Source organism: Pantoea sp. SGAir0430 (assembly GCF_043549295.1).
Genome location: NZ_CP039427.1, coordinates 871,815 through 893,222, shown reverse-complemented (window position 1 = coordinate 893,222; position 21,408 = coordinate 871,815). Strand labels below are relative to the sequence as shown.

The following is a 21,408-nucleotide window of genomic DNA, read 5'->3' as shown; positions in this document are numbered from 1 at the left end:
AACTCCTTAACGATCTTTCGGGTCGAGGGCGTCACGCAGGCCATCGCCGATAAAGTTGAAACAGAACAACGTCACCACCAGGAATCCCGCCGGGAACATCAGCAGCCACGGTGATACTTCCATCGAGTTGGCGCCGTCGCTCAACAGCGCGCCCCAGCTGCTCAGTGGCTCCTGAGTGCCGAGGCCGAGGAAACTCAGGAAGGATTCAAACAGGATCATGCTTGGCACCAGCAGCGAGGCATACACCACCACCACACCCAGCACGTTCGGCACGATGTGGCGCAGCACGATATTGCCGGTAGAAACGCCGCCGACCTGCGCCGCTTCGATGAACTCTTTGCGCTTCAGTCCCAGCGTCTGGCCGCGCACGATACGCGCCATATCCAGCCATGACACCATGCCAATGGCAACGAAGATTAGCAGGATATTGCGGCCAAAGAAGGTCACCAGCAGGATGACGAAGAACATAAACGGAAACGAGTTGAGGATTTCCAGGATACGCATCATCACCGAGTCAATCTTGCCGCCGAGGTAGCCGGCCAGCGAACCGTACAGCGTGCCCACCAGCACCGCGATCAGTGCTGAAGCGATGCCGACCATCAGCGAGATACGGCCGCCAATCGCCACGCGCACCAGCAGGTCACGTCCGGAGGAGTCGGTGCCAAACCAGTGGCCTGAGGTGGTGTCCGGCGGTGCAGACATCATCGCCCAGTCGGTATCATCATATTTGAACTGCGCCAGCATCGGGGCGAACACCACGAACAGCGCAATCACCAGCAGTACCAGCAGGCTGATAAGGGCCGCACGGTTATGAATAAAGCGGCGACGTGCGTCCTGCCACAGGCTGCGCCCTTCCACTTCCAGCTTTTCGCTGAACGCGTCCAGAGCTTCGCTATTTTTCTTACTTAACATCATGAGCGAGCTCCACCATCAGTAACGAATTTTCGGATCGATAACGGCGTACAGCACGTCAACGATCGCGTTGAACAGGATGGTCAGCACGCCGACCAGAATGGTCAGGCTCATCACCAGCGAGTAGTCACGGTTCAGTGCGCCGTTGACGAATAGCTGACCGATGCCAGGCAGACCGTAAATTGATTCGATTACCATCGAACCGGTGATGATGCCAACAAACGCCGGCCCCATATAGGAGAGCACCGGCAGCAGCGCCGGCTTCAGCGCGTGGCGCAGCACGATACGGCGCAACGGCAGCCCTTTCGCACGCGCGGTGCGGATGAAGTTGGAGTGCATCACTTCAATCATCGAGCCGCGGGTGATACGGGCGATACTGGCGATGTAAGCCAGTGACAGCGCCACCATTGGCAGCAGCATGTAGTTCCACTGCCCGCCATTCCAGCCGCCGCCCGGCAGCCAGCGCAGAGTGATGGCAAAGATCAGTACCAGCAGCGGTGCCACCACGAAGCTGGGAATGACCACCCCGGTCATCGCCACCCCCATGACCGCGTAATCCCACAAACTGTTTTGCTTCAGCGCGGCGATAACCCCCGCCGTGACGCCCAGCACCACCGCAAGGAAGAAGGCTGCCAGCCCCAGTTTGGCCGATACCGGAAACGCATGACCGACCAGGTAGTTAACCGAGTAGTCTTTATATTTAAACGACGGCCCGAAATCACCGTGTGCCAGCTGCACCAGGTAGCTGAGATACTGTTTGCCGATCGGGTCGTTGAGGTGATATTTGGCCTCAATGTTGGCCATGACTTCCGGCGCCAGCGCACGCTCGCCGGTGAACGGACTGCCGGGTGCCAGTCGCATCATAAAGAAGGAGATGGTGATCAGAATGAATAGCGTCGGGATGGCTTCAAGGAGCCGACGCAGGATGAATTTTAACATTGCCGTACCTACCAGGCTGTTGCTTCACAAAGTCAAAAAGGCGGCGCCGCAGCACCGCCACTGTCGATAGCCTGAGTGCTATTAATGCTTAATGATGTACAGGTTCTTATCCAGGGTTTTATCCAGCGGATCGTTGCCGGTGTAGCCGCCAACGTACGGTTTCACCAGACGCGCGTTCACATAGTAGTAAACCGGCACGATGGTGCTGTCCTTATCCAGGATCTGCTCTGCTTTCTGATAATCGGCCACGCGCGCTTTGTCATCCGCCGCTTTCACCGCATCGTGAATCACTTTGTCGAAGTCCGCGCTCTTATAGTGCGAGGTGTTACTGCTGCTGTCCGACAGCATGATGTTCAGGAAGGAGGTCGGTTCGTTATAGTCGGCACACCATGCCGCGCGGGAGACATCGAAATTGCCCTGATGACGGGTATCCAGGAAGGTTTTCCACTCCTGGTTTTCCAGCTTGATGTTGACGCCGATGTTCTTTTTCCAGATAGACGAGGCGGCAATCGCCAGTTTTTTGTGCAGATCGGAGGTGTTGTACAGCAGGTTGAAGGTCAGCGGTTTGTCAGCGGTATAACCGGCTTCGGCCAGCAGTTTCTTCGCTTCTTCATTACGCTTGTTCTGATCCCACTTGTACCAGTCCGGCGGCAGCAGTTCCATGCCGTCAGTGGCTGGCGGTGTGAAGCTGTAGGCCGGCTGTTGACCCTGCGCCAGCACTTTGTTCACCATAATGTCGCGATCCAGACCCAGCTTCAGCGCGGTACGCACGCGGACATCGGTAAACGGTGCTTTCTGGTTGTTGATTTCATAGTAGTAGGTGCACAGATACGGTTTCACCATCAGCTCTTTACCGTTATCACGCTGCAGTTTTTTAAACAGCTCGATCGGCATGTTGTTGTAAGTGATGTCGCTGCCGTTCTCAGAGAAATAACGGTTCACATCGCTGACTTCGGAATTGATTGGCAGGAAGGTGACTTTATTCAGTACGGTATGTTCGTTGTCCCAGTATTCCGGGTTACGCACCAGCGTCACGCGTTCGTTGATCACGTGAGATTCCAGTTTAAAGGCACCGTTGCCGACCCAGTTCTGCGGCTGCGTCCACTGGTCGCCAAACTTCTCAATGGCTGGCTTATACACCGGTGACATCACCGCGTTGATCAGCAGCTTATCGAAGTACGGTACCGGCTCGCTCAGCGTCACTTCCAGCGTGTGGTCATCCAGTGCTTTCACGCCAAGATCGGAGGTCGGTTTTTTGCCGGCGATGATGTCATCCACGTTGAGGATGTGGCCATACTGCGGGTAGCTGGCATACGGCGATGCAGTTTTCGGATCGACCAGACGCTGCCAGCTGTAGACGAAGTCCTGCGCGGTGACCGGCTCGCCGTTTGACCATTTGGCATTTTTACGCAGATGGAAGGTCCAGACTTTGTAGTCTTTGTTTTCCCAGCTTTCCGCGACGCCCGGAACCGGCTTGCCGTTGCTGTCGCTCACGATCAGACCTTCATACAGGTCACGGGCGATATTATCTTCCGGCACGCCTTCGATTTTGTGCGGATCCAGCGACTGCACTTCATCGCCATTACCGCGCACCAGTTCCTGTTTCGCTGCCAATTCGGTACCCGCCGGTACGTTGGCCGCCAGTGCAGCATTCCCTGCCAGCGCGCCGATGGCCGCCAGTACGCCTGCGGCGATCAGGCTTTTTTTCGTGATGTTGTTCATTATTACGCTCCAGTTTTATTATCGTCACCGGGTCGGCTGACCGCCCGGCGTACCCCGTTTCCGGGAGATCTCCGCCTGTCTGCGCGAAGATCACTACCACCCTGCAGGGTTACCACGGCAACGTGACGCCCGACTGTAGCGCCGGATCGTCACATTACTCAATGTTTCTTTATGTAATAGTATTTCAGCGCCAGCATATCCTGCGGATCTTTACCGCTGAAACCGCCCACCCACGGCTTCACCAGCCGCACGCTAACGCGGTAGTAAACCGGGATGATCGGTGAATCCTGATCCAGCTGTTGTTCCGCCTGCTGATAGAGCTGCGCGCGCTGCGCGTCATCCGCGGTGTTGAGCGTTTGCGCCATCAGCGCATCAAATGCGGCGCTGTGATAAAACGCGGTGTTGATGGAGGAGCCACTCAGCAGCAGATTGAGGAAGCTGGATGGCTCGTTGTAATCCGCACACCAGGTGGCGCGCACCACGTCAAACTGTGCCTGATGACGGGTCTCCAGTAGCGTTTTCCACTCCTGATTTTGCAGCGTCACCTGCGCACCGAGATTCTTTTGCCACATTGAGGCAGCCGCAATCGCCTGACGCTTGTTCTGTTCTGAGGTGTTATACAGCAGAGTAAAACGCAGCGGATGCCGGGCATTGAAGCCAGCTTCCGCCAGCAGCTGCTTCGCTGCCGCGTTACGTTGCGCCTGCGTCTGCTGCGCCCACGCTGACGTATTGAGGGAAATACCGTGAATAAAGGGCGGCGTCAGGCCGAAGGCCGGGATCTGTCCCTGCCCCATAATTTTCTGCGCGATGATGTCGCGGTCGAGCGTTAACTTCAGCGCGCTGCGTACGCGGACGTCGTCAAACGGCGCTTTCTTGTTATTGATTTCGTAATAGAAGGTGCACAGTAGCGGGCTGACTTTTACTTCATCTCCCAGCGCCTGCTGCAGTTTTTTGAACATATCGGGCGGCACCACGCTGTTGGTCATGTCGGTGCCGCCACTGCGATAGCGGTTTATATCGCTATTCTCAGAGGTGAGCGCCAGAAACACGCCTTCGTCCAGCGTGGTATGGGCATTGTCCCAGTAGTGCGGATTACGCTTCACCACGATCTGCTCGTTCACCACCCAATCTGCCAGCGTGTAAGCACCATTACCCACGTAGTGCTGCGGCTGTGTCCAGGCATCGCCCCACTGCTCTACCGCCGGACGATACACCGGTTTCATCGAAGTATGAGCCAGCATATCAACAAAATACGGGACCGGTTCAGAGAGCGTAACCTGCAAATGATGGTCGTCCAGCGCTTTCACGCCCAGCTGGGAAGGCGCCGCTTTACCGGCGAGGATGGCATCAATGTTGCTGATGTGCGCAGCCTGCAAATAGCTGGCGTACGGCGAGGCGGTGCGCGGATCGGCCAGACGCTGCCAGCTGTAGACAAAATCCTGCGCGGTGACCGGCTCACCATTGCTCCAGCGGGCGTCTTTACGCAGCGTGAACGTCCAGATGCGGCCCTGCTGATTTTGCCACTGCTGCGCCACGCCGGGCACCAGTTGACCGTTGTTGTCGGTCTCAACCAGTCCTTCCAGCAGATTGCGAATCACATTGGATTCCGGCACGCCCTCGACTTTTTGTGGATCAAGCGAGGACACTTCGCTGCCATTGTTAATAACGATGCGTTGCGTATCCGCTAATGACGTCCCGGCTGGGATCTCAGCGGCCTGACTTTGCGCCAGCGCACTGGAGAGGCAAAGCGCCAGAAACGTGCGCGCTGCCGTTTTCGCTACCATGCTTTTCATCAACCAATATCAACCTTCAACATAAACCTGATAGCAGCAAGCAAGAAGCGTACACATTTGTTGCTAGCAGATAAAAAATTTTGCGGTGAGCCGAAAATTATCAGAAGCGTTGCCCGCACGCCAAAGCTAAACCACAAAAATGTTAGCTGATTCTCTTTTATCACGTTGCCGCGCACAGGAAAAGTGTTAATTCTTGAGCAGAATTATCGATTAATCCACTGATAAACAATGAATTTCAGCCTGATTTGCACGTTAATTATTCGTTAATCAACTAACTTTATAATATTTACGAATATTGCTGCTTTTAATGCTGAAGCCCGGATATTTATTCGGATTTACAGTGCAAGCTATAGAATGATACTGCGGATGATTTACAGAGTAGCGGGATATACTGTGACGATTATCACAGTATTTTGAGGCTCAGGCTGTGTGCGGGATAACACCAGTAGTAAAACTGATGCGGTCGGGCCGATATTAAGCGCGACAAATAAAATCACTATATTGGTGCAATATTTCATTTATTTGCACCATTCTGGTTCACAAAGCGCTTAGCGATAAAAAATAACCGCCGTTAATTCAGTAATCCTGGAAACAGGGCTTTCATTCCGGTCACGACAAATTCAATGCCCAGCGCCATGAGCAGCAGACCCATGATACGCGTAATGACGTTGATACCGGTTTGTCCCAATACGCGCACCATCAGCGGTGCGGCCCGGAACAATAACCAGCAGCAGAAGGCAAATATTGCAATCGCCAGGGTAAAGCCCAGCAGATTTGGCCAGCTGTGATAACGCGAGCTCCAGACAATAGTCGAGCTGATCGCGCCCGGCCCTGCCATCAGCGGCAGCGCCAGCGGCACCACGCCGATGCTTTCGCGAATCGCCGTTTCTGACTTCTCCTGCTTGTTCTGTTTGTCTTCACCCAGCTTGCCGCTGATCATCGACATGGCGATGGTGACCACCAGAATGCCACCGGCGATGCGGAAAGAGTCAATCGAGATACCAAACAGATGCAGGATACCGTCGCCAAGGAATAGCGAGGTCCAGAGGATAATCGCCACCGCCAGGTTCGCGGTCAGGTTAGTTTTATTGCGCTCCGCCACCGCCTGGTAGCTGGTCATGCTGATAAATACCGGAATAATGCCGACCGGGTTAACCAGCGCGAACAAACCCACAAAAAATTTAATGTAGCCAGAAAGATCGAGTAGCGCAGGGGTCACGGTGGGCTCCAGGTGATGGCGAAAAAAATCGCGCTTAATGTAGTGCAAAAGCCTGGCGAAACACCAGAGGCTAACGCAGAAATAAATGCTGCACTTAAAGCACTATCCCAGTTTATTCCGCTACTGTTATCACGATGTTATAGGCCTGCAGCCGGTCAGATCGGCTTCTGTAGCCGTCGACGCTAACTTTACTTGCAAAAGTGAGCGCTGAAAGGTGTCAGCTGATAGTTAAATTGATCTGCATCATAAATTGCCTACCCCATCAGGGGTAATCTTAGCCCATCGGAACTCAACCCTGTGACACAGGTCATCCTGGCGGAAAAACCTTTTTAGTAAGCAACGGCACGGGCATCGCCATCCTTAGCTATCCATAAGCGTAACGAGACTATACTTCTGGATTCAGGCTTGTTTACTAAAAAAGTTTAACTTCCTTAGGAGAGTATTATGGCCGTTACTAATGTTGCCGAGCTTAACGCACTGGTAGAACGTGTTAAAAAGGCACAGCGCGAATACGCCAATTTTAGTCAGGAACAAGTTGATACCATTTTCCGTGCAGCCGCCCTCGCCGCTGCCGATGCCCGTATCCCTCTCGCCAAAATGGCCGTTGCCGAATCCGGCATGGGTATCGTTGAAGATAAAGTCATCAAAAACCACTTCGCTTCCGAATATATCTATAACGCTTACAAAGACGAAAAAACCTGTGGCGTGCTGGATACCGATGACACCTTTGGCACCATCACCATCGCTGAGCCGATTGGCCTGATTTGTGGCATCGTGCCCACCACCAACCCGACCTCTACCGCCATCTTCAAGGCCCTGATTAGCCTGAAAACCCGTAACGGTATCATTTTCTCTCCTCATCCACGTGCCAAAGATGCCACCAACAAAGCGGCAGATATCGTACTGCAGGCTGCTATCGCGGCCGGCGCGCCAAAAGACATTATTGGCTGGATTGATGCGCCATCGGTTGAGCTCTCTAACCAGCTGATGCATCACCCGGATATCAACCTGATTCTCGCCACCGGTGGTCCGGGCATGGTGAAAGCGGCTTACAGCTCTGGCAAACCAGCGATTGGTGTGGGTGCGGGTAACACCCCGGTGGTGATTGACGAAACGGCCGATATCAAACGCGCGGTTGCCTCGATCCTGATGTCAAAAACCTTCGACAACGGCGTGATTTGTGCGTCTGAACAGTCAGTGATTGTGGTGGATTCTGTCTATGATTCCGTGCGCGAGCGCTTCGCCAGCCACGGTGGCTACCTGCTGCAGGGCAAAGAGCTGAAAGCGGTGCAGGATATCATCCTGAAAAATGGCGCGCTGAATGCGGCGATTGTCGGTCAGCCGGCTTACAAAATTGCTGAACTGGCAGGGATTAGCGTGCCGGTGAGCACCAAGATTCTGATTGGTGAAGTGAAACTGGTGGATGAGTCTGAGCCATTCGCCCATGAGAAGCTCTCGCCTACGCTGGCCATGTACCGCGCGAAAGACTATTACGATGCGGTGGATAAAGCAGAAAAACTGGTGGCAATGGGCGGTATCGGCCACACCTCCTGTCTTTATACCGACCAGGACAATCAGCGCGAGCGCGTAAACTTCTTCGGCGACAAAATGAAAACCGCGCGCATCCTGATCAACACCCCGGCTTCTCAGGGCGGGATCGGTGACCTGTATAACTTCAAGCTGGCCCCATCACTCACGCTGGGCTGCGGTTCATGGGGTGGTAACTCTATCTCTGAAAACGTGGGTCCAAAACACCTGATCAACAAGAAAACCGTGGCCAAGCGAGCTGAAAATATGTTGTGGCATAAACTTCCGAAGTCTATCTACTTCCGCCGCGGTTCTCTGCCAATTGCGCTGGAAGAAGTGGCGACTGACGGTGCAAAACGCGCCTTTATCGTCACCGACCGCTTCCTGTTCAACAACGGTTATGCTGACCAGGTCACCCGCGTGCTGAAATCACACGGTATTGAGACCGAAGTGTTCTTTGAAGTAGAAGCAGACCCAACGCTGAGCATCGTACGTAAAGGTGCCGAGCAGATGAACAGCTTCAAACCTGACGTGATCATCGCACTGGGCGGCGGTTCACCGATGGATGCGGCCAAGATTATGTGGGTGATGTACGAGCATCCGGAAACCCACTTTGAAGAACTGGCGCTGCGCTTTATGGACATCCGTAAACGTATCTACAAGTTCCCGAAAATGGGTGTCAAAGCGCGCATGGTGGCCATCACCACCACTTCCGGTACCGGTTCAGAAGTTACCCCGTTTGCGGTAGTCACCGACGATGCCACCGGCCAGAAATATCCGCTGGCAGACTATGCCCTGACGCCGGATATGGCGATTGTCGATGCCAACCTGGTGATGGAGATGCCGCGTTCGCTGTGCGCCTTTGGTGGTCTGGATGCCGTCACCCATGCGCTGGAAGCCTACGTATCGGTACTGGCTAACGAATACTCCGATGGTCAGGCGCTGCAGGCACTGAAGCTGCTGAAAGAGAATCTGCCTGCCAGCTACCGCGACGGCGCGAAAAATCCTGTGGCGCGTGAGCGCGTTCACAATGCGGCGACCATTGCCGGTATCGCTTTCGCCAACGCCTTCCTCGGCGTGTGTCACTCCATGGCGCATAAACTGGGCTCTGAGTTCCACATTCCACACGGTCTGGCCAACGCCCTGCTGATTTGTAACGTGATTCGCTACAACGCGAATGACAATCCAACCAAGCAGACTGCCTTCAGCCAGTACGACCGTCCGCAGGCACGCCGCCGCTATGCGGAGATTGCTGACCATCTCGGTCTGAGCGCTGCCGGTGACCGTACCGCGCAGAAAATTGAAAAACTGCTGGCATGGCTGGAAGAGATGAAAACTCAGCTGGGCATCCCAACTTCTATCCGCGAAGCGGGCGTGCAGGAAGCTGACTTCCTGGCGAAAGTCGACAAACTGGCGGATGATGCGTTCGATGACCAGTGTACCGGCGCTAACCCACGCTATCCGCTGATTGCCGAGCTGAAACAAATCATGCTGGATACCTTCTATGGTCGTGAGTTCTCAGAAGCAGATAACAGTGTTGCCGCTGAGGGTGAAGCTAAAACCGTAAAGAGTGAGAAGAAAACCAAAAAGGCCTGACTGGCCTGATACAAAAAAACCCGCTGCGGCGGGTTTTTTTATGCTGCGGCTATTCAGGCGTGAGGCAGTTGTGAACCGTAAATGGCGTTTAGCGAGCCGTCATTAATCGCCTGTTTATAGTGCTTGCGGCACACAGAGATATAGCGCTCATTACCACCGATCACCACCTGCTCCCCTTCGCTGAACGGTTTACCCTGCGCATCCAGTCGTAACACCATGCTGGCTTTGCGTCCACAGTGACACACGGTTTTCAATTCCACCAGCTTATCGGCCCAGGCCAGTAAATACTGACTGCCGGTAAATAACTCACCGCGAAAGTCGGTACGCAGACCATAACACAGCACCGGAATATCCAGATTATCTACCACGTCCGACAGGGCTTTCACCTGCTCCCGCGTCAGAAACTGGCTCTCATCCACCAGTACACAGTGAACCGTTTGCTTCGCGTGCTGTTCCGCTATTTCACTTTCCAGGTTGGTCTGCGCGTTATATAAAAAAGCCGGAGACGAAAGACCAATACGCGAGCTGACTTTTCCGGCGCCGAAGCGGTCGTCAATTTCCGCGGTATACACCAGCGTACGCATGCCGCGCTCATGGTAATTGTAGGAAGACTGCAGCAGTGCGGTGGATTTTCCCGCGTTCATCGCTGAGTAATAAAAATAGAGTTGCGCCATAAAATGTCTCTTGTCACTGCCTGAAACTGTTGCGCGTGAGTCTATCATAAAGCTGCTGCACTGTTGCGATGCATTATTTTTATCAACTGCTCAAATTAACGTCATCGTCATAGATCAGCAGCATCGTTATCAACATTTCGCACGTTATGTCAAAGCCGTCATCATGCAGCAATTTTATTCAGCATTATTAGCGCTGATGCCCGGGCGAAAGGGGCACAGCGGTATTTATCCCTGCAAAACCTGTGCTATCAAATCTATAAAAAGAATAATAAATAGCGCCTTAAAAAGCTTAACAACATTAACTTTACGTTTTGCTTTTTAATCTGGCTATTGCAGTTATTTTTCACCGCCACTATTATGAGGCGGCAGAACAACTCCATTTATTATATTTTGAGATTAGGACAATGAGCGAAGCACTTAAAATTCTTAATAATATCCGTACATTGCGCGCGCAGGCTCGGGAATGCTCTCTGGAAACACTGGAAGAGATGCTGGAAAAACTTGAGGTTGTGGTGAATGAACGTCGTGAAGAAGAATCTCTTGCCCAGGCGGAAAATGCCGAGCGCAGCCGTAAGCTGGAACAATATCGTGAAATGCTGATGGCAGACGGTATTGATCCAAACGAACTGCTGCAGGCATTAGCGGAAACCAAAGCGCCAGGTAAAGCCAAACGCGCGGCACGTCCGGCGAAGTATGGTTACGTCGACGAGAACGGTGAGAACCGTACCTGGACCGGCCAGGGACGTACGCCAGCCGTGATTAAAAAAGCGATTGAAGAACAAGGTAAACAACTGGACGATTTCCTGCTGTAAGGAACCAGTGCTTCGCAGCATGCCAGCCCTGGCGCTGTGCTCTGTTTTACACCGGGTAAGAAAAAAGGAAGCCGCTGGCTTCCTTTTTTTATCGCGACTTATTGCTGATAGAAGTCGCGGTACCAGTCAACAAAATGCTGCACGCCCTGCTCTACGCTGGTCTGCGGGCGGAAATTTATCGCGTCATACAGCGGCTGGGTGTCTGCACTGGTGCCTAATACATCGCCGGGCTGCATCGGCAGCATATTTTTCTTCGCCTCAATCCCCAGCGCTTTTTCCAGCGACTCAATGTAAGTCATCAGGCTGGTAGGCTGACTATTGCCAATATTGTACACACGATACGGCGCCGAACTGGTAGCAGGCGAGCCGTTTTCCACCGTCCAGTTTTCATCTGCCTGCGGAATCACGTCCTGCAAACGCACAATCGCTTCGGCAATATCATCAATATAGGTAAAGTCACGTGTCATCTGGCCGCGGTTATACACATCAATCGCGTCACCGGCCAGCATCGCGCGGGTGAACTTAAACAGCGCCATATCCGGACGGCCCCACGGACCATAAACGGTAAAGAAGCGCAATCCGGTGGTGGGTAATTGGTAAAGGTGTGAATAAGTATGCGACATTAATTCGTTGGCTTTTTTCGTCGCAGCATAAAGTGATACCGGATGATCAACCGAATCATCCGTGGAGAACGGCATTTTACGGTTCAGGCCATAAACCGAACTTGATGAAGCATACAGCAGGTGGCCAATTTTATGATGACGGCAACCTTCCAGAATATTTAAGTGACCAATCAGGTTGGCATCAGCGTAGGCGTGCGGATTCTCGATAGAATAGCGAACACCCGCCTGTGCACCTAAATGGATCACACGCGCAAAAGCATACTGTTCAAACAGGGAAGAAATGGCCTGGCGATCTGCCAGGTCCATTTTAAGAAAAGTAAACGCGGGATGTGCGGTAATCTGGTCGAGGCGCGCCTGTTTCAGGCTGACATCGTAGTAATCATTCAGGTTATCGATACCAACAACCTGGTGACCGGCAGCCAGCAAACGCTGACTAACGTGAAAACCAATAAATCCTGCCGCGCCGGTGACCAGAAAATTCATACATCCCTCATTTATTACACAATTTGAATAGACGCTCCGCGGCCGATTGCATAATAAACGAAACCGCGTTTGCTGATACGCTCCGGATCATACAGGTTACGACCATCAAAAATCACGGGTTGTTTTAACGAGGATTTAATCACGTCGAAATCCGGAGCACGGAAGTTCTGCCACTCGGTGCAGATCACCAGACCATCAGCGCCCTGCAGCGCAGCTTCTTTAGTGCCGCACAGCTTCAGATCGTCACGATGGCCGTAGATGCGCTGAGCTTCTTCCATCGCTTCCGGATCAAACGCCTGCACCGTTGCGCCCGCCTGCCACAGTGCTTCCATCAGCACGCGGCTTGAGGCTTCACGCATGTCGTCGGTGTTCGGTTTGAACGCCAGCCCCCACAGCGCAAACGTCTTGCCACGCAGATCGTCGCCAAAGTGACGTTTGATAAACGTCGGCAGCTTGTTCTTCTGCGAATCGTTGACGTCTTCTACCGCCTGCAACAGGCGCGGGGTGTAGCCGATTGACTCTGCAGTGCGAATCAGCGCCTGCACGTCTTTCGGGAAGCAGGAACCGCCGTAACCACAGCCCGGATAAATAAAGTGATAACCGATGCGTGAATCAGAACCGATGCCCTGACGTACTTTTTCCACGTCAGCACCCAGGCGTTCCGCAAGGTTGGAAATCTCGTTCATGAAGCTGATTTTGGTCGCCAGCATGCAGTTAGCTGCATATTTGGTCAGCTCTGCACTGCGAATATCCATCAGAATCATGCGATCGTGATTACGGTTAAACGGCTCGTACAGTTCACGCAGCAGTTCGACCACTTCATCATTGTCGGTGCCCACCACGATACGTTCCGGACGCATGCAATCGTTAACTGCGGCGCCCTCTTTCAGGAACTCCGGGTTGGAGACCACATCGAACGCGATATTGGCATCACGCTGCTTCAGCGTTTCGCTCATCACCGCGCGCACGCGGTCAGCGGTGCCTACCGGTACGGTAGATTTGTCGATGACGACTTTGTGATCGTTCATGTGCTGCGCGATAGTACGCGCAACCGCAGTCACATATTTCAGGTCGGCAGAGCCATCCTCATCCGGCGGCGTGCCCACAGCAATAAACTGCATTACGCCATGGTTTACGCCCTCTTCTGCGTTGGTGCTGAATTTCAGGCGCCCCGCTTCATAGTTCGACATAACCAGCGGCGTCAGGCCCGGTTCAAAAATTGGGATGATGCCCTTTTTCAGGTTTTCGACTTTCTTTTCGTCGACATCAATACAGAGAACGTCATGTCCGACTTCGGCCAACACCGCAGCCTGAACCAGACCGACATAGCCGATACCAAATACAGTGACTTTCATTGAATTATCCTGTGCTTAATGAATTACTTTTTGTTGCCTGCAACGCCGTCGAGCCACTGAGCGAAATCTTTGCCCAGCACCGGATGACGCACGCCATACTCAACAAAAGCTTGCATATAACCCAGTTTGTTACCGCAGTCGTGGCTCACGCCGGTCAGGTGGTAAGCTTCTACGGTCTCTTTTTCCATCAGCATGGCGATGGAGTCGGTCAGCTGTACTTCGCCGCCAGCACCCGGAGGGGTTTTCGCCAGCAGAGGCCAGATGTCCGCAGACAGCACGTAACGACCGACTACCGCCAGGTTAGATGGCGCTTCCGAGGCTTTTGGCTTCTCAACCACGCCCACCATCGGTGCACTCTGGCCCGGTGCCAGCTCTGCGCCCTGGCAGTCAACCACGCCGTAAGCGGTGACATCGGCAACTGGCTCAACCATGATCTGGCTGCGACCGCTCTCTTCGAAGCGCGTCAGCATTTCTGCCAGGTTATCTTTGGTTGGGTTAGATTCGTACTCATCAATGATCACGTCTGGCAGAATCACCGCGACTGGCTCATCACCGACCAGCGGATGAGCACACATCACGGCGTGACCGAGGCCCTTGGCGATACCCTGACGTACCTGCATGATGGTGACGTGTGGCGGGCAGATTGACTGGATTTCATCCAGCAGCTGACGCTTCACGCGTTTTTCCAGCATCGCTTCCAGTTCGAAACTGGTATCAAAATGGTTTTCGATGGAGTTTTTAGAGGAGTGCGTAACCAGCACGATCTCATTAATACCCGCAGCAATACACTCGTTCACGACATACTGGATCAACGGCTTATCGACCAGCGGTAACATCTCTTTTGGAATAGCTTTGGTGGCAGGCAGCATACGCGTACCCAGACCTGCAACCGGGATTACCGCTTTTTTTACTTTAGACTTATAGGCAGACATCAAATACCTCTCTTAATAGGCCGTTCAAGTTAATACTTGATATGTCGGTTTAAAAAACGAAATGAGTATATCAGTTAGTGTCAGACGGATTTATCCTGGATGGAGTTAATCCGCGGAATTTAAGACTATTACCCAAGTGTAAAGCTAAGCTTTGGCCCTGTCTTTAACCCGCGGAAAATATAAATCTGAGTGGCTATTCTTCGGACGATAACATCAGGCGAAGCCGGCCGCCGGCTCCCCAGACGTGACATTGCCAGGCATCGGCGCGCTGGCTGATTTGATTAAGATGGGTGCTGCCCATAGTGCCAAGCGGCACGCCGTTACTGAGCTGGATTTGCTGAGTATTGATGTGCAGTGTGGCATTCAGGCCGGCTGAAACCAGAATCAGATTTTTCAACTGACGATGGTAGTAGCCCACCAGCAGCGGGAACTGACCGTTCAGGTTGGCCTGACGCAACAGCATATTCACCTGGCGTAGCAGACCATTGAGTTCCGGCAGACGCTGCTTTTGCCCGGACAGTTGCTCCTGCAATAAACCGTTAAACAGTGCTCTGAGCAATAATGCAGCCAGCACGCCGTTGTCGCCGGCACGCGTCACGTCCAGGCAATAAAACGCCAGATCTTTGTCCGACAGCGCGGCAATATCCAGCACCAGCCCCGGCTGTTCCGCCATGGTGAGTTGACGGTAGTTTATGCGGCAGCTGGCGATGGTTTGCTGGACTGGCGGTTGCAGTTGTTTGAGCAGCTTGGCGGCAGCGAGCGGATCGCGCACCAGGGCATCCCAGTCCTGAAACAGCTGTTCATCTTCTTCCACTTTCGAGGTGAACATCGAAGGATAGAGGCACTCAAACACCGCTTCACGGAAACGTTCCAGGTTTTTTAGCGGCTTGAGCAGCACGTCCTGCACGCCAAGGCGCAGCACGTGGGCGATGTCGGCCATGTTCTGCGTGGCGGAGATGATCAGGATGGGCACGCTATTACCGCGTGTACGAATTCGCTCGACAAACTCAATACCGCCCATGCGCGGCATTTCCAGATCGCAAATGACCAGGTCCACCGACTGCGCGGCGAGTAAATTCAGGCCGTCGAGTCCGTCGCCCGCTTCGAACGTGCTGGCTCCGAGGCCAGTTAACAATGTGTCCAGCAATGAACGGAAAACGACCTCATCTTCGACAATGAGTATCTTTTTGCCGATTAGCGGTTTTTCCATTCTCTCCCCCTGCGTACCAGATATTTCAATAGTGGTTCATAAAACGCCGTTGCGCCTTTCAGAATTGGCTGAAGTCACAACCCCCGTGAATGAACAACTGATTATCTGCTACGGACCAGCGGTAATAGTTCATCCATTTTTTTCTCCACGGCGGCCTTGCCTGCCGCAATGGCCTCTTCAGCCCGATGAAAGTCCAGCGTTGAAATCTGCGGACAAAAAGGCTGAATCAGCACATCCGGCGGATCGCCTGCCATACGATTACGTTTCAGGCGATTTTCCAAAACCTGGATTGACGTAGACATAATTTCCATCGCGCCTGGAGACTGGCTGGCGCGCCGATGGGTCAACCCCATCAGACGCTGGCGCAGTTTTTTGCCCCAGCTCAGTGCTTCTGCCGCTGCCGCCTCTTCACCGCTCTGCGGCGTGACCGACAGCAGATCCTGCTGCATCAGGTGCGCATCATGTTGCAGGTCAACGGCAATCACAATGTCAGCGCCCAGCGCGCGGGTCAGCGAAATCGGCACCGGATTGACCACCGCACCATCCACCAGCCAATAACCATTGTAGCCAACCGGAGGCAATAAGCCTGGCATACTACACGAAGCACGCACCGCCTGGTGCAAATCCCCTTCGGTCAGCCACAGCTCGCGTCCGGTGCTGAGGTTGGTTGCCACCACACCAAAGCGCTTATCCGCGTCTTCGATGAGCTCGTTAGGGATCAGCTGACGGATATGGCTAAACACCCGGTCACCGCGCAGCAGGCCGCCACGCTGCCAGGAGAGATCCATCAGACGGATAACATCCCAGTAGCGAAACGCGCTGACCCACTTCTCCATCAACGCCAGACGGCCGTTGACGTAGGCAGAACCCACCAGTGCGCCGACGGAACAGCCGGCGACGACATCCACCTCAATACCGGCGCGCTCCAGCGCGTTGATGACACCAATATGCGCCCAGCCTTTGGCAGCGCCCGATCCCAGGGCCAGCCCAATCCTGACTTTTCTCATCTCACCTCGTGATCAACCTGATGCGTAGCTTCACGCTGGCCAGTCGGCTAACATAGCGCACACTTTCATTAACTTTAATCACTCTCAGGAGATGATGTGTCCGAAAAGTGCCCCTGCTGCAGCGGAGAGCAGTATAGCCTATGTTGTCAGCCCTTTCTGAACGGGCAACAAACGCCACAGCGCGCTGAACAGTTAATGCGCTCGCGTTACAGCGCTTACGTTAAGCAAAACGCCGCCTGGCTGGTAGAAACCTGGCATCCCAGCCAGCGCGTGGCCGGACTGGAGACGCTATTATCCGAAAGTTTCGCCACCACAGAATGGCTTGGCCTGAATGTAACCCGTTGTAATCACGGAAGCCATGAGAATGAAGCCTTCGTGACTTTTTTTGCGCGTTATCTCGAAAAAGGCCGTACCTGCAGCCTGTATGAATGTTCACGCTTTCTTCGCGAGGATCAACGCTGGTACTATGTCGACGGAACAACGCCGGAGTTAGGGCGTAACGATCGCTGTCCTTGTGGCTCCGATAAAAAATACAAAAAATGTTGTGGCTAATCTGGACAGATGCCCAACAGCTTCACCATTCATCGCTTTGACAGGACTCTGATCGAGATGCAAGCGCAAACCATGCAACGAAAAGTTTTACGGACCATTTGCCCCGATGCCAAAGGTCTGATCGCCAAGATCACCAACATTTGCTACAAGCACGAACTGAACATTGTGCAGAACAATGAGTTCGTCGATCACCGTACCGGGCGCTTTTTCATGCGCACAGAGCTGGAAGGCATTTTCAACGACAACACGCTGCTGGCTGACCTCGACAGCGCGCTGCCGACCGGTTCGGTACGTGAGCTGCACAGCGCCGGACGTCGCCGCGTGGTGATTCTGGTCACCAAAGAGGCGCATTGCCTGGGCGATCTGCTGATGAAGAGTGCCTTTGGTGGTCTGGACATGGAAATCGCCGCCGTTATTGGTAACCATGAAACGCTGCGTTCGCTGGTCGAGCGTTTTGACATCCCGTTCGTGCTGGTCAGCCATGAAGGCCTGACGCGCGAAGAGCACGATAACCGCATGGCGGATGAGATCGATCGCTATCAGCCGGATTACGTGGTGCTGGCGAAATACATGCGCGTGCTGACGCCGGCGTTTGTGCAGCGTTATCCCAACCAGATCATCAATATTCACCACTCGTTCCTGCCAGCCTTTATTGGCGCCCGTCCTTATCATCAGGCCTATGAGCGCGGCGTGAAGATCATCGGTGCCACCGCGCACTACGTGAACGACAACCTGGATGAAGGCCCGATCATCATGCAGGACGTGATTAACGTCGATCACAGCTATACCGCTGAAGAGATGATGCGTGCCGGACGCGACGTGGAAAAGAATGTACTGAGCCGCGCGCTGTATAAAGTGCTGGGCCAGCGCGTGTTTGTTTACGGCAACCGCACGATCATTCTTTAACCACTGCGGCGCTGATTTGCGCAACTCTTCAGCGCCGCGCGTAAAAAGTGGGCAAACGATTGAGTTTTTTACTGTGGGCGCTTTACAGACTGAACGCATTTGGTATGATGCGCCCCGCTTTCAGGCATAAAGATTCAGGCCAGTGGCGGGATTCCCGAGCGGCCAAAGGGAGCAGACTGTAAATCTGCCGTCATCGACTTCGAAGGTTCGAATCCTTCTCCCGCCACCATCTGAATCCATTCTGTGCCTGAATCTTCTGAGCTTCATATCCCTGGCGGGATTCCCGAGCGGCCAAAGGGAGCAGACTGTAAATCTGCCGTCATCGACTTCGAAGGTTCGAATCCTTCTCCCGCCACCATCTCATGCTGCACTCCTCTTCCAGCCAGTCAATAAAGCCAGTTAATAACACCTGGAGAAGGATGAGAAGCTTCGACCGAAGGTTCGGGTCGAACGCAGTGAGACAACGCGCGTCAGCGCGGCCCGCAGGGTGAGCCGCTTGCGGCGAATAATCCTTCTCCCGCCACCATTTCATGCTGCACTCCTCTTCCAGTCAGTCAACAAAGCCAGTTAATAACACCTGGAGAAGGATGAGAAGCTTCGACCGAAGGTTCGGGTCGAACGCAGTGAGACAACGCGCGTCAGCGCGGCCCGCAGGGTGAGCCGCTTGCGGCGAATAATCCTTCTCCCGCCACCATCTCATGCTGCACTTCTCCTCCAGTTGTCTTCTGAATTCAGGCAATGCCAGGTCGCCATCAATGGCGCCCCTACAGTGGTGCGTACTGATATCTTACCTATGAGACTGGGGCTGGTAGGGTGCGCATTAAGGTACAAACCGGCCACATGGGTAACACTTTAGACCGGGCACATGGGTAACAGTTATAAACGGCATAGCAGAGGAGACTCACTATGCCCTGGACTGAGACTGTTACCATGCAACGCCTTGAATTCATCCTCGCCTGCCAGGCAGGCGGGGAATCCATGACGCAGCTGTGTCACCGCCACGGCATCAGCCGCAAAACCGGCTACAAGTGGCTCAGCCGCTTTAACCCCGGCGAGCTCTCCTCGCTTGAAAATCTCTCCCGCGCCCGCCATCTCCAGCCCGATAAAATCGCCCCCGACATCGCCGCGCGCCTTGTTCAGTTCCGCCAGCAGCACCCCGACTGGGGGCCAAAAAAAATCCGCCACTGGTTCCTCAGCAACGGCGCTGACTTCATCGTGCCCGCCGCCAGCACCATCGGCGACCTGCTGAAGGCGGCGGGAATGGTGCAGCCGCGGACGCCGCGTAAGCGAACGCCGGGCAACCTGCGCAGTCTCACGACACCCGTGAGGAATAACCACGTCTGGAGCGCTGATTTTAAAGGGCGCTTCCGCCTGAAAGACGGCAGCTGGTGCCGCCCCTTCACGCTCACCGATAACCACAGCCGCTACCTGCTGTCCTGCGAGCCGGGCACGTCGGAGACCACGGTGTTCGTGCGCGGCTGCATGGAAAAGGCCTTCCTGGAAGGCGGGCTGCCCGACGTTATCCGCACCGACAACGGCTCGCCCTTCGTTGCGCCGGGCATCCTCGCGCTGACGCAGCTGAGCGTGTGGCTGATAAAACTGGGGATACAGCCGGAAAGAACCGCACCGGGCTGTCCGGGGCAGAACGCCCGCCACGAGCGGATGCACCGGTCGCTGAAGGTCGCCATGAGCCATCACGACGTCTTTGGCTCGCTGCCAGAGCAGCAGGCGTGGTGCAGCGGATGGCGGAACGAGTTCAATCAGGAAAAGCCGCATGAGGCACACGGGCAGCAGCCGCCCGCAAAAATATGGACGCCTTCACCGCGGAAATGGAACGGAAAAGTGCCGGAGGTGGGTTATCCGGAGGGGGCGAAGCTGTACAAAGTCGGTGAAAAAGGCGACCTGAGGCTGAACGGGCGGACCTTCCTGAGCGCAGCGTTACGGGGCGAGTACGTGCGGTTCCTGGAAGTGGACGACGGCATTGACGTCATCCTCTTCGACAGGCTCATCCTTGCGTATTATGACCGGGCAGAAAAGCGTATTATCCGGATCGACTGACCACAAAAAGTGTTACCTGTGTGCCCGGTCTGATCTGTTACCCATGTGCCCGGTCGTACCTTAATGCGCACCTGGATATTCACATCAACGCTCCTAAGCTGAACGTCATCGCCTGTCTTACCCCGCTATCCTGCGTCCACCACGATAAATCACCTGCGTTCTGCCTCTCGCTCTTATCGGCACGCTCTTATGACGCAAGCCATGACTTTTGCCGCAAACCTGGTTACCATCGCCGCAACCTTTTGCGACGAAAAATGGCAGCGAAATGAAATTTGTCTCTTTTAACATCAACGGTTTGCGCGCACGCCCTCATCAGCTGGCGGCGCTGGTTGAACAGCATCAACCGGATGTCATCGGCCTGCAGGAAACCAAAGTGCACGATGACATGTTCCCGCTGGAAGAGGTCAGCAAGCTCGGTTACAACGTGTTTTATCACGGCCAGAAAGGCCATTACGGCGTGGCGCTGCTGACGAAGACGCAGCCGGTGGCAGTTCGACGCGGTTTTCCCGATGACGGCGAAGATTCCCAGCGACGTCTGATCATGGCAGAAATTCCCAGCCCGATAGGCGATATCACTGTCATCAACGGTTACTTCCCGCAGGGGGAAAGCCGTGACCATCCCATCAAGTTCCCGGCCAAAGAGAAGTTCTATCGCGACCTGCAAAGCTATCTCGAGCAGCAACTGGCGGCCGACAAGCCGGTGCTGATCATGGGCGATATGAACATCAGCAGTACCGACCTGGACATTGGTATTGGTGAAGAGAACCGCAAGCGCTGGCTGCGCACCGGCAAATGCTCTTTCCTGCCGGAAGAGCGCGAGTGGATGGACCGTTTGCTGCAGTGGGGGCTGGTCGATACGTGGCGTGAGAAAAACCCGGAAACCGCAGATCGCTTCTCGTGGTTCGACTATCGCTCCAAAGGATTTAATGACAACCGCGGTCTGCGCATCGATCTGCTGCTGGCCAGCCCACCGCTGGCATCACGCTGCATCGACAGCGGCATCGACTACGACATTCGCAGTATGGAAAAGCCGTCCGATCACGCGCCAGTGTGGTCCAGTTTCAGGCTGTAACTGAACAGCGTGGCGC

At 54.2% G+C, this 21,408-nt stretch carries 18 protein-coding genes, 2 tRNA genes and 2 other RNA genes; 11 read left to right on the top strand and 11 right to left on the bottom strand.

Annotated elements, in window-relative coordinates; all coding sequences use genetic code 11:
* Positions 1-6: 6 nt before the first annotated feature.
* The 5 genes from oppC to E7738_RS04305 form a co-directional block, all read right to left on the bottom strand.
* Complete coding sequence (gene oppC / locus E7738_RS04325) at positions 7-915, bottom strand: oligopeptide ABC transporter permease OppC (RefSeq protein ID WP_021510086.1); 909 nt, start codon at positions 913-915, stop codon at positions 7-9.
* Between the two features lie 15 nt (positions 916-930).
* On the bottom strand, positions 931-1,851 hold the full coding sequence (gene oppB, locus E7738_RS04320; protein WP_021510085.1) for an oligopeptide ABC transporter permease OppB: 921 nt from the start codon (positions 1,849-1,851) through the stop codon (positions 931-933).
* An 81-nt stretch (positions 1,852-1,932) separates the two neighbouring features.
* A complete protein-coding gene (gene oppA, locus E7738_RS04315; protein WP_021510084.1) occupies positions 1,933-3,573 on the bottom strand; it encodes an oligopeptide ABC transporter substrate-binding protein OppA in 1,641 nt (546 codons plus the stop codon).
* A gap of 158 nt (positions 3,574-3,731) precedes the next feature.
* Positions 3,732-5,366 (bottom strand): ABC transporter substrate-binding protein, encoded by a 1,635-nt coding sequence (locus E7738_RS04310; protein WP_394516133.1) that lies wholly within the window; start codon positions 5,364-5,366, stop codon positions 3,732-3,734.
* A gap of 571 nt (positions 5,367-5,937) precedes the next feature.
* The gene (locus E7738_RS04305; RefSeq protein ID WP_031280216.1) at positions 5,938-6,585 is read right to left on the bottom strand and encodes a YchE family NAAT transporter; all 648 of its coding nucleotides are present in this window, start codon (positions 6,583-6,585) and stop codon (positions 5,938-5,940) included.
* A gap of 444 nt (positions 6,586-7,029) precedes the next feature.
* On the opposite strand from E7738_RS04305, the gene adhE reads away from it, so the two are divergent.
* Positions 7,030-9,708, top strand: coding sequence for a bifunctional acetaldehyde-CoA/alcohol dehydrogenase (gene adhE / locus E7738_RS04300; RefSeq protein WP_394516132.1), 2,679 nt, complete (start codon positions 7,030-7,032; stop codon positions 9,706-9,708).
* A 53-nt stretch (positions 9,709-9,761) separates the two neighbouring features.
* Here the strand turns inward: adhE and tdk are convergent, their stop codons facing one another.
* The gene (tdk, locus tag E7738_RS04295; protein ID WP_058757709.1) at positions 9,762-10,382 is read right to left on the bottom strand and encodes a thymidine kinase; all 621 of its coding nucleotides are present in this window, start codon (positions 10,380-10,382) and stop codon (positions 9,762-9,764) included.
* A gap of 10 nt (positions 10,383-10,392) precedes the next feature.
* On the opposite strand from tdk, the gene E7738_RS04290 reads away from it, so the two are divergent.
* Both E7738_RS04290 and hns read left to right on the top strand, forming a co-directional pair.
* Entirely contained in the window at positions 10,393-10,704 is a 312-nt protein-coding gene (locus E7738_RS04290) for a hypothetical protein (RefSeq protein WP_394516131.1), read from the top strand.
* 82 nt (positions 10,705-10,786) lie between these two features.
* Entirely contained in the window at positions 10,787-11,194 is a 408-nt protein-coding gene (gene hns, locus E7738_RS04285) for a histone-like nucleoid-structuring protein H-NS (RefSeq protein ID WP_031280215.1), read from the top strand.
* A gap of 98 nt (positions 11,195-11,292) precedes the next feature.
* Here hns and E7738_RS04280 read toward each other — a convergent pair whose 3' ends face one another.
* The 5 genes from E7738_RS04280 to rssA form a co-directional block, all read right to left on the bottom strand.
* On the bottom strand, positions 11,293-12,300 hold the full coding sequence (locus tag E7738_RS04280; RefSeq protein ID WP_394516130.1) for an NAD-dependent epimerase: 1,008 nt from the start codon (positions 12,298-12,300) through the stop codon (positions 11,293-11,295).
* A gap of 14 nt (positions 12,301-12,314) precedes the next feature.
* Positions 12,315-13,655 (bottom strand): UDP-glucose dehydrogenase family protein, encoded by a 1,341-nt coding sequence (locus E7738_RS04275; protein WP_021510077.1) that lies wholly within the window; start codon positions 13,653-13,655, stop codon positions 12,315-12,317.
* A 23-nt stretch (positions 13,656-13,678) separates the two neighbouring features.
* Positions 13,679-14,587 carry a UTP--glucose-1-phosphate uridylyltransferase GalU gene (galU, locus tag E7738_RS04270; protein WP_021510076.1) on the bottom strand — a complete coding sequence of 303 codons (909 nt, stop codon included), beginning with the start codon at positions 14,585-14,587 and terminating at the stop codon, positions 13,679-13,681.
* A gap of 193 nt (positions 14,588-14,780) precedes the next feature.
* Positions 14,781-15,797, bottom strand: coding sequence for a two-component system response regulator RssB (rssB, locus tag E7738_RS04265; protein WP_021510075.1), 1,017 nt, complete (start codon positions 15,795-15,797; stop codon positions 14,781-14,783).
* 101 nt (positions 15,798-15,898) lie between these two features.
* Positions 15,899-16,804, bottom strand: a complete 906-nt coding sequence (rssA, locus tag E7738_RS04260) for a patatin-like phospholipase RssA (protein ID WP_021510074.1) — start codon at positions 16,802-16,804, stop codon at positions 15,899-15,901.
* Positions 16,805-16,900: 96 nt separating this feature from the next.
* Here rssA and E7738_RS04255 point away from each other — a divergent pair, with 96 nt between their 5' ends.
* The 8 genes from E7738_RS04255 to xthA all read left to right on the top strand — a co-directional run bounded on the left by E7738_RS04255 (position 16,901) and on the right by xthA (position 21,392).
* Positions 16,901-17,356, top strand: a complete 456-nt coding sequence (locus E7738_RS04255; RefSeq protein ID WP_040679954.1) for a YchJ family protein — start codon at positions 16,901-16,903, stop codon at positions 17,354-17,356.
* A 57-nt stretch (positions 17,357-17,413) separates the two neighbouring features.
* Positions 17,414-18,262: a formyltetrahydrofolate deformylase gene (purU, locus tag E7738_RS04250; RefSeq protein ID WP_031280214.1), complete on the top strand. Its 849-nt coding sequence runs from the start codon at positions 17,414-17,416 to the stop codon at positions 18,260-18,262.
* Positions 18,263-18,406: 144 nt separating this feature from the next.
* A tRNA-Tyr gene (locus tag E7738_RS04245) sits at positions 18,407-18,491 on the top strand.
* 44 nt (positions 18,492-18,535) lie between these two features.
* A tRNA-Tyr gene (locus E7738_RS04240) sits at positions 18,536-18,620 on the top strand.
* Between the two features lie 40 nt (positions 18,621-18,660).
* Positions 18,661-18,788, top strand: a non-coding RNA gene (locus tag E7738_RS04235) — RtT sRNA.
* Positions 18,789-18,828: 40 nt separating this feature from the next.
* Positions 18,829-18,956: non-coding RNA, RtT sRNA (locus E7738_RS04230), on the top strand.
* A gap of 236 nt (positions 18,957-19,192) precedes the next feature.
* Positions 19,193-20,320 (top strand): DDE-type integrase/transposase/recombinase, encoded by a 1,128-nt coding sequence (locus E7738_RS04225; RefSeq protein WP_196368259.1) that lies wholly within the window; start codon positions 19,193-19,195, stop codon positions 20,318-20,320.
* A 265-nt stretch (positions 20,321-20,585) separates the two neighbouring features.
* On the top strand, positions 20,586-21,392 hold the full coding sequence (gene xthA, locus E7738_RS04220; RefSeq protein ID WP_241798709.1) for an exodeoxyribonuclease III: 807 nt from the start codon (positions 20,586-20,588) through the stop codon (positions 21,390-21,392).
* Positions 21,393-21,408 lie beyond the last annotated feature (16 nt).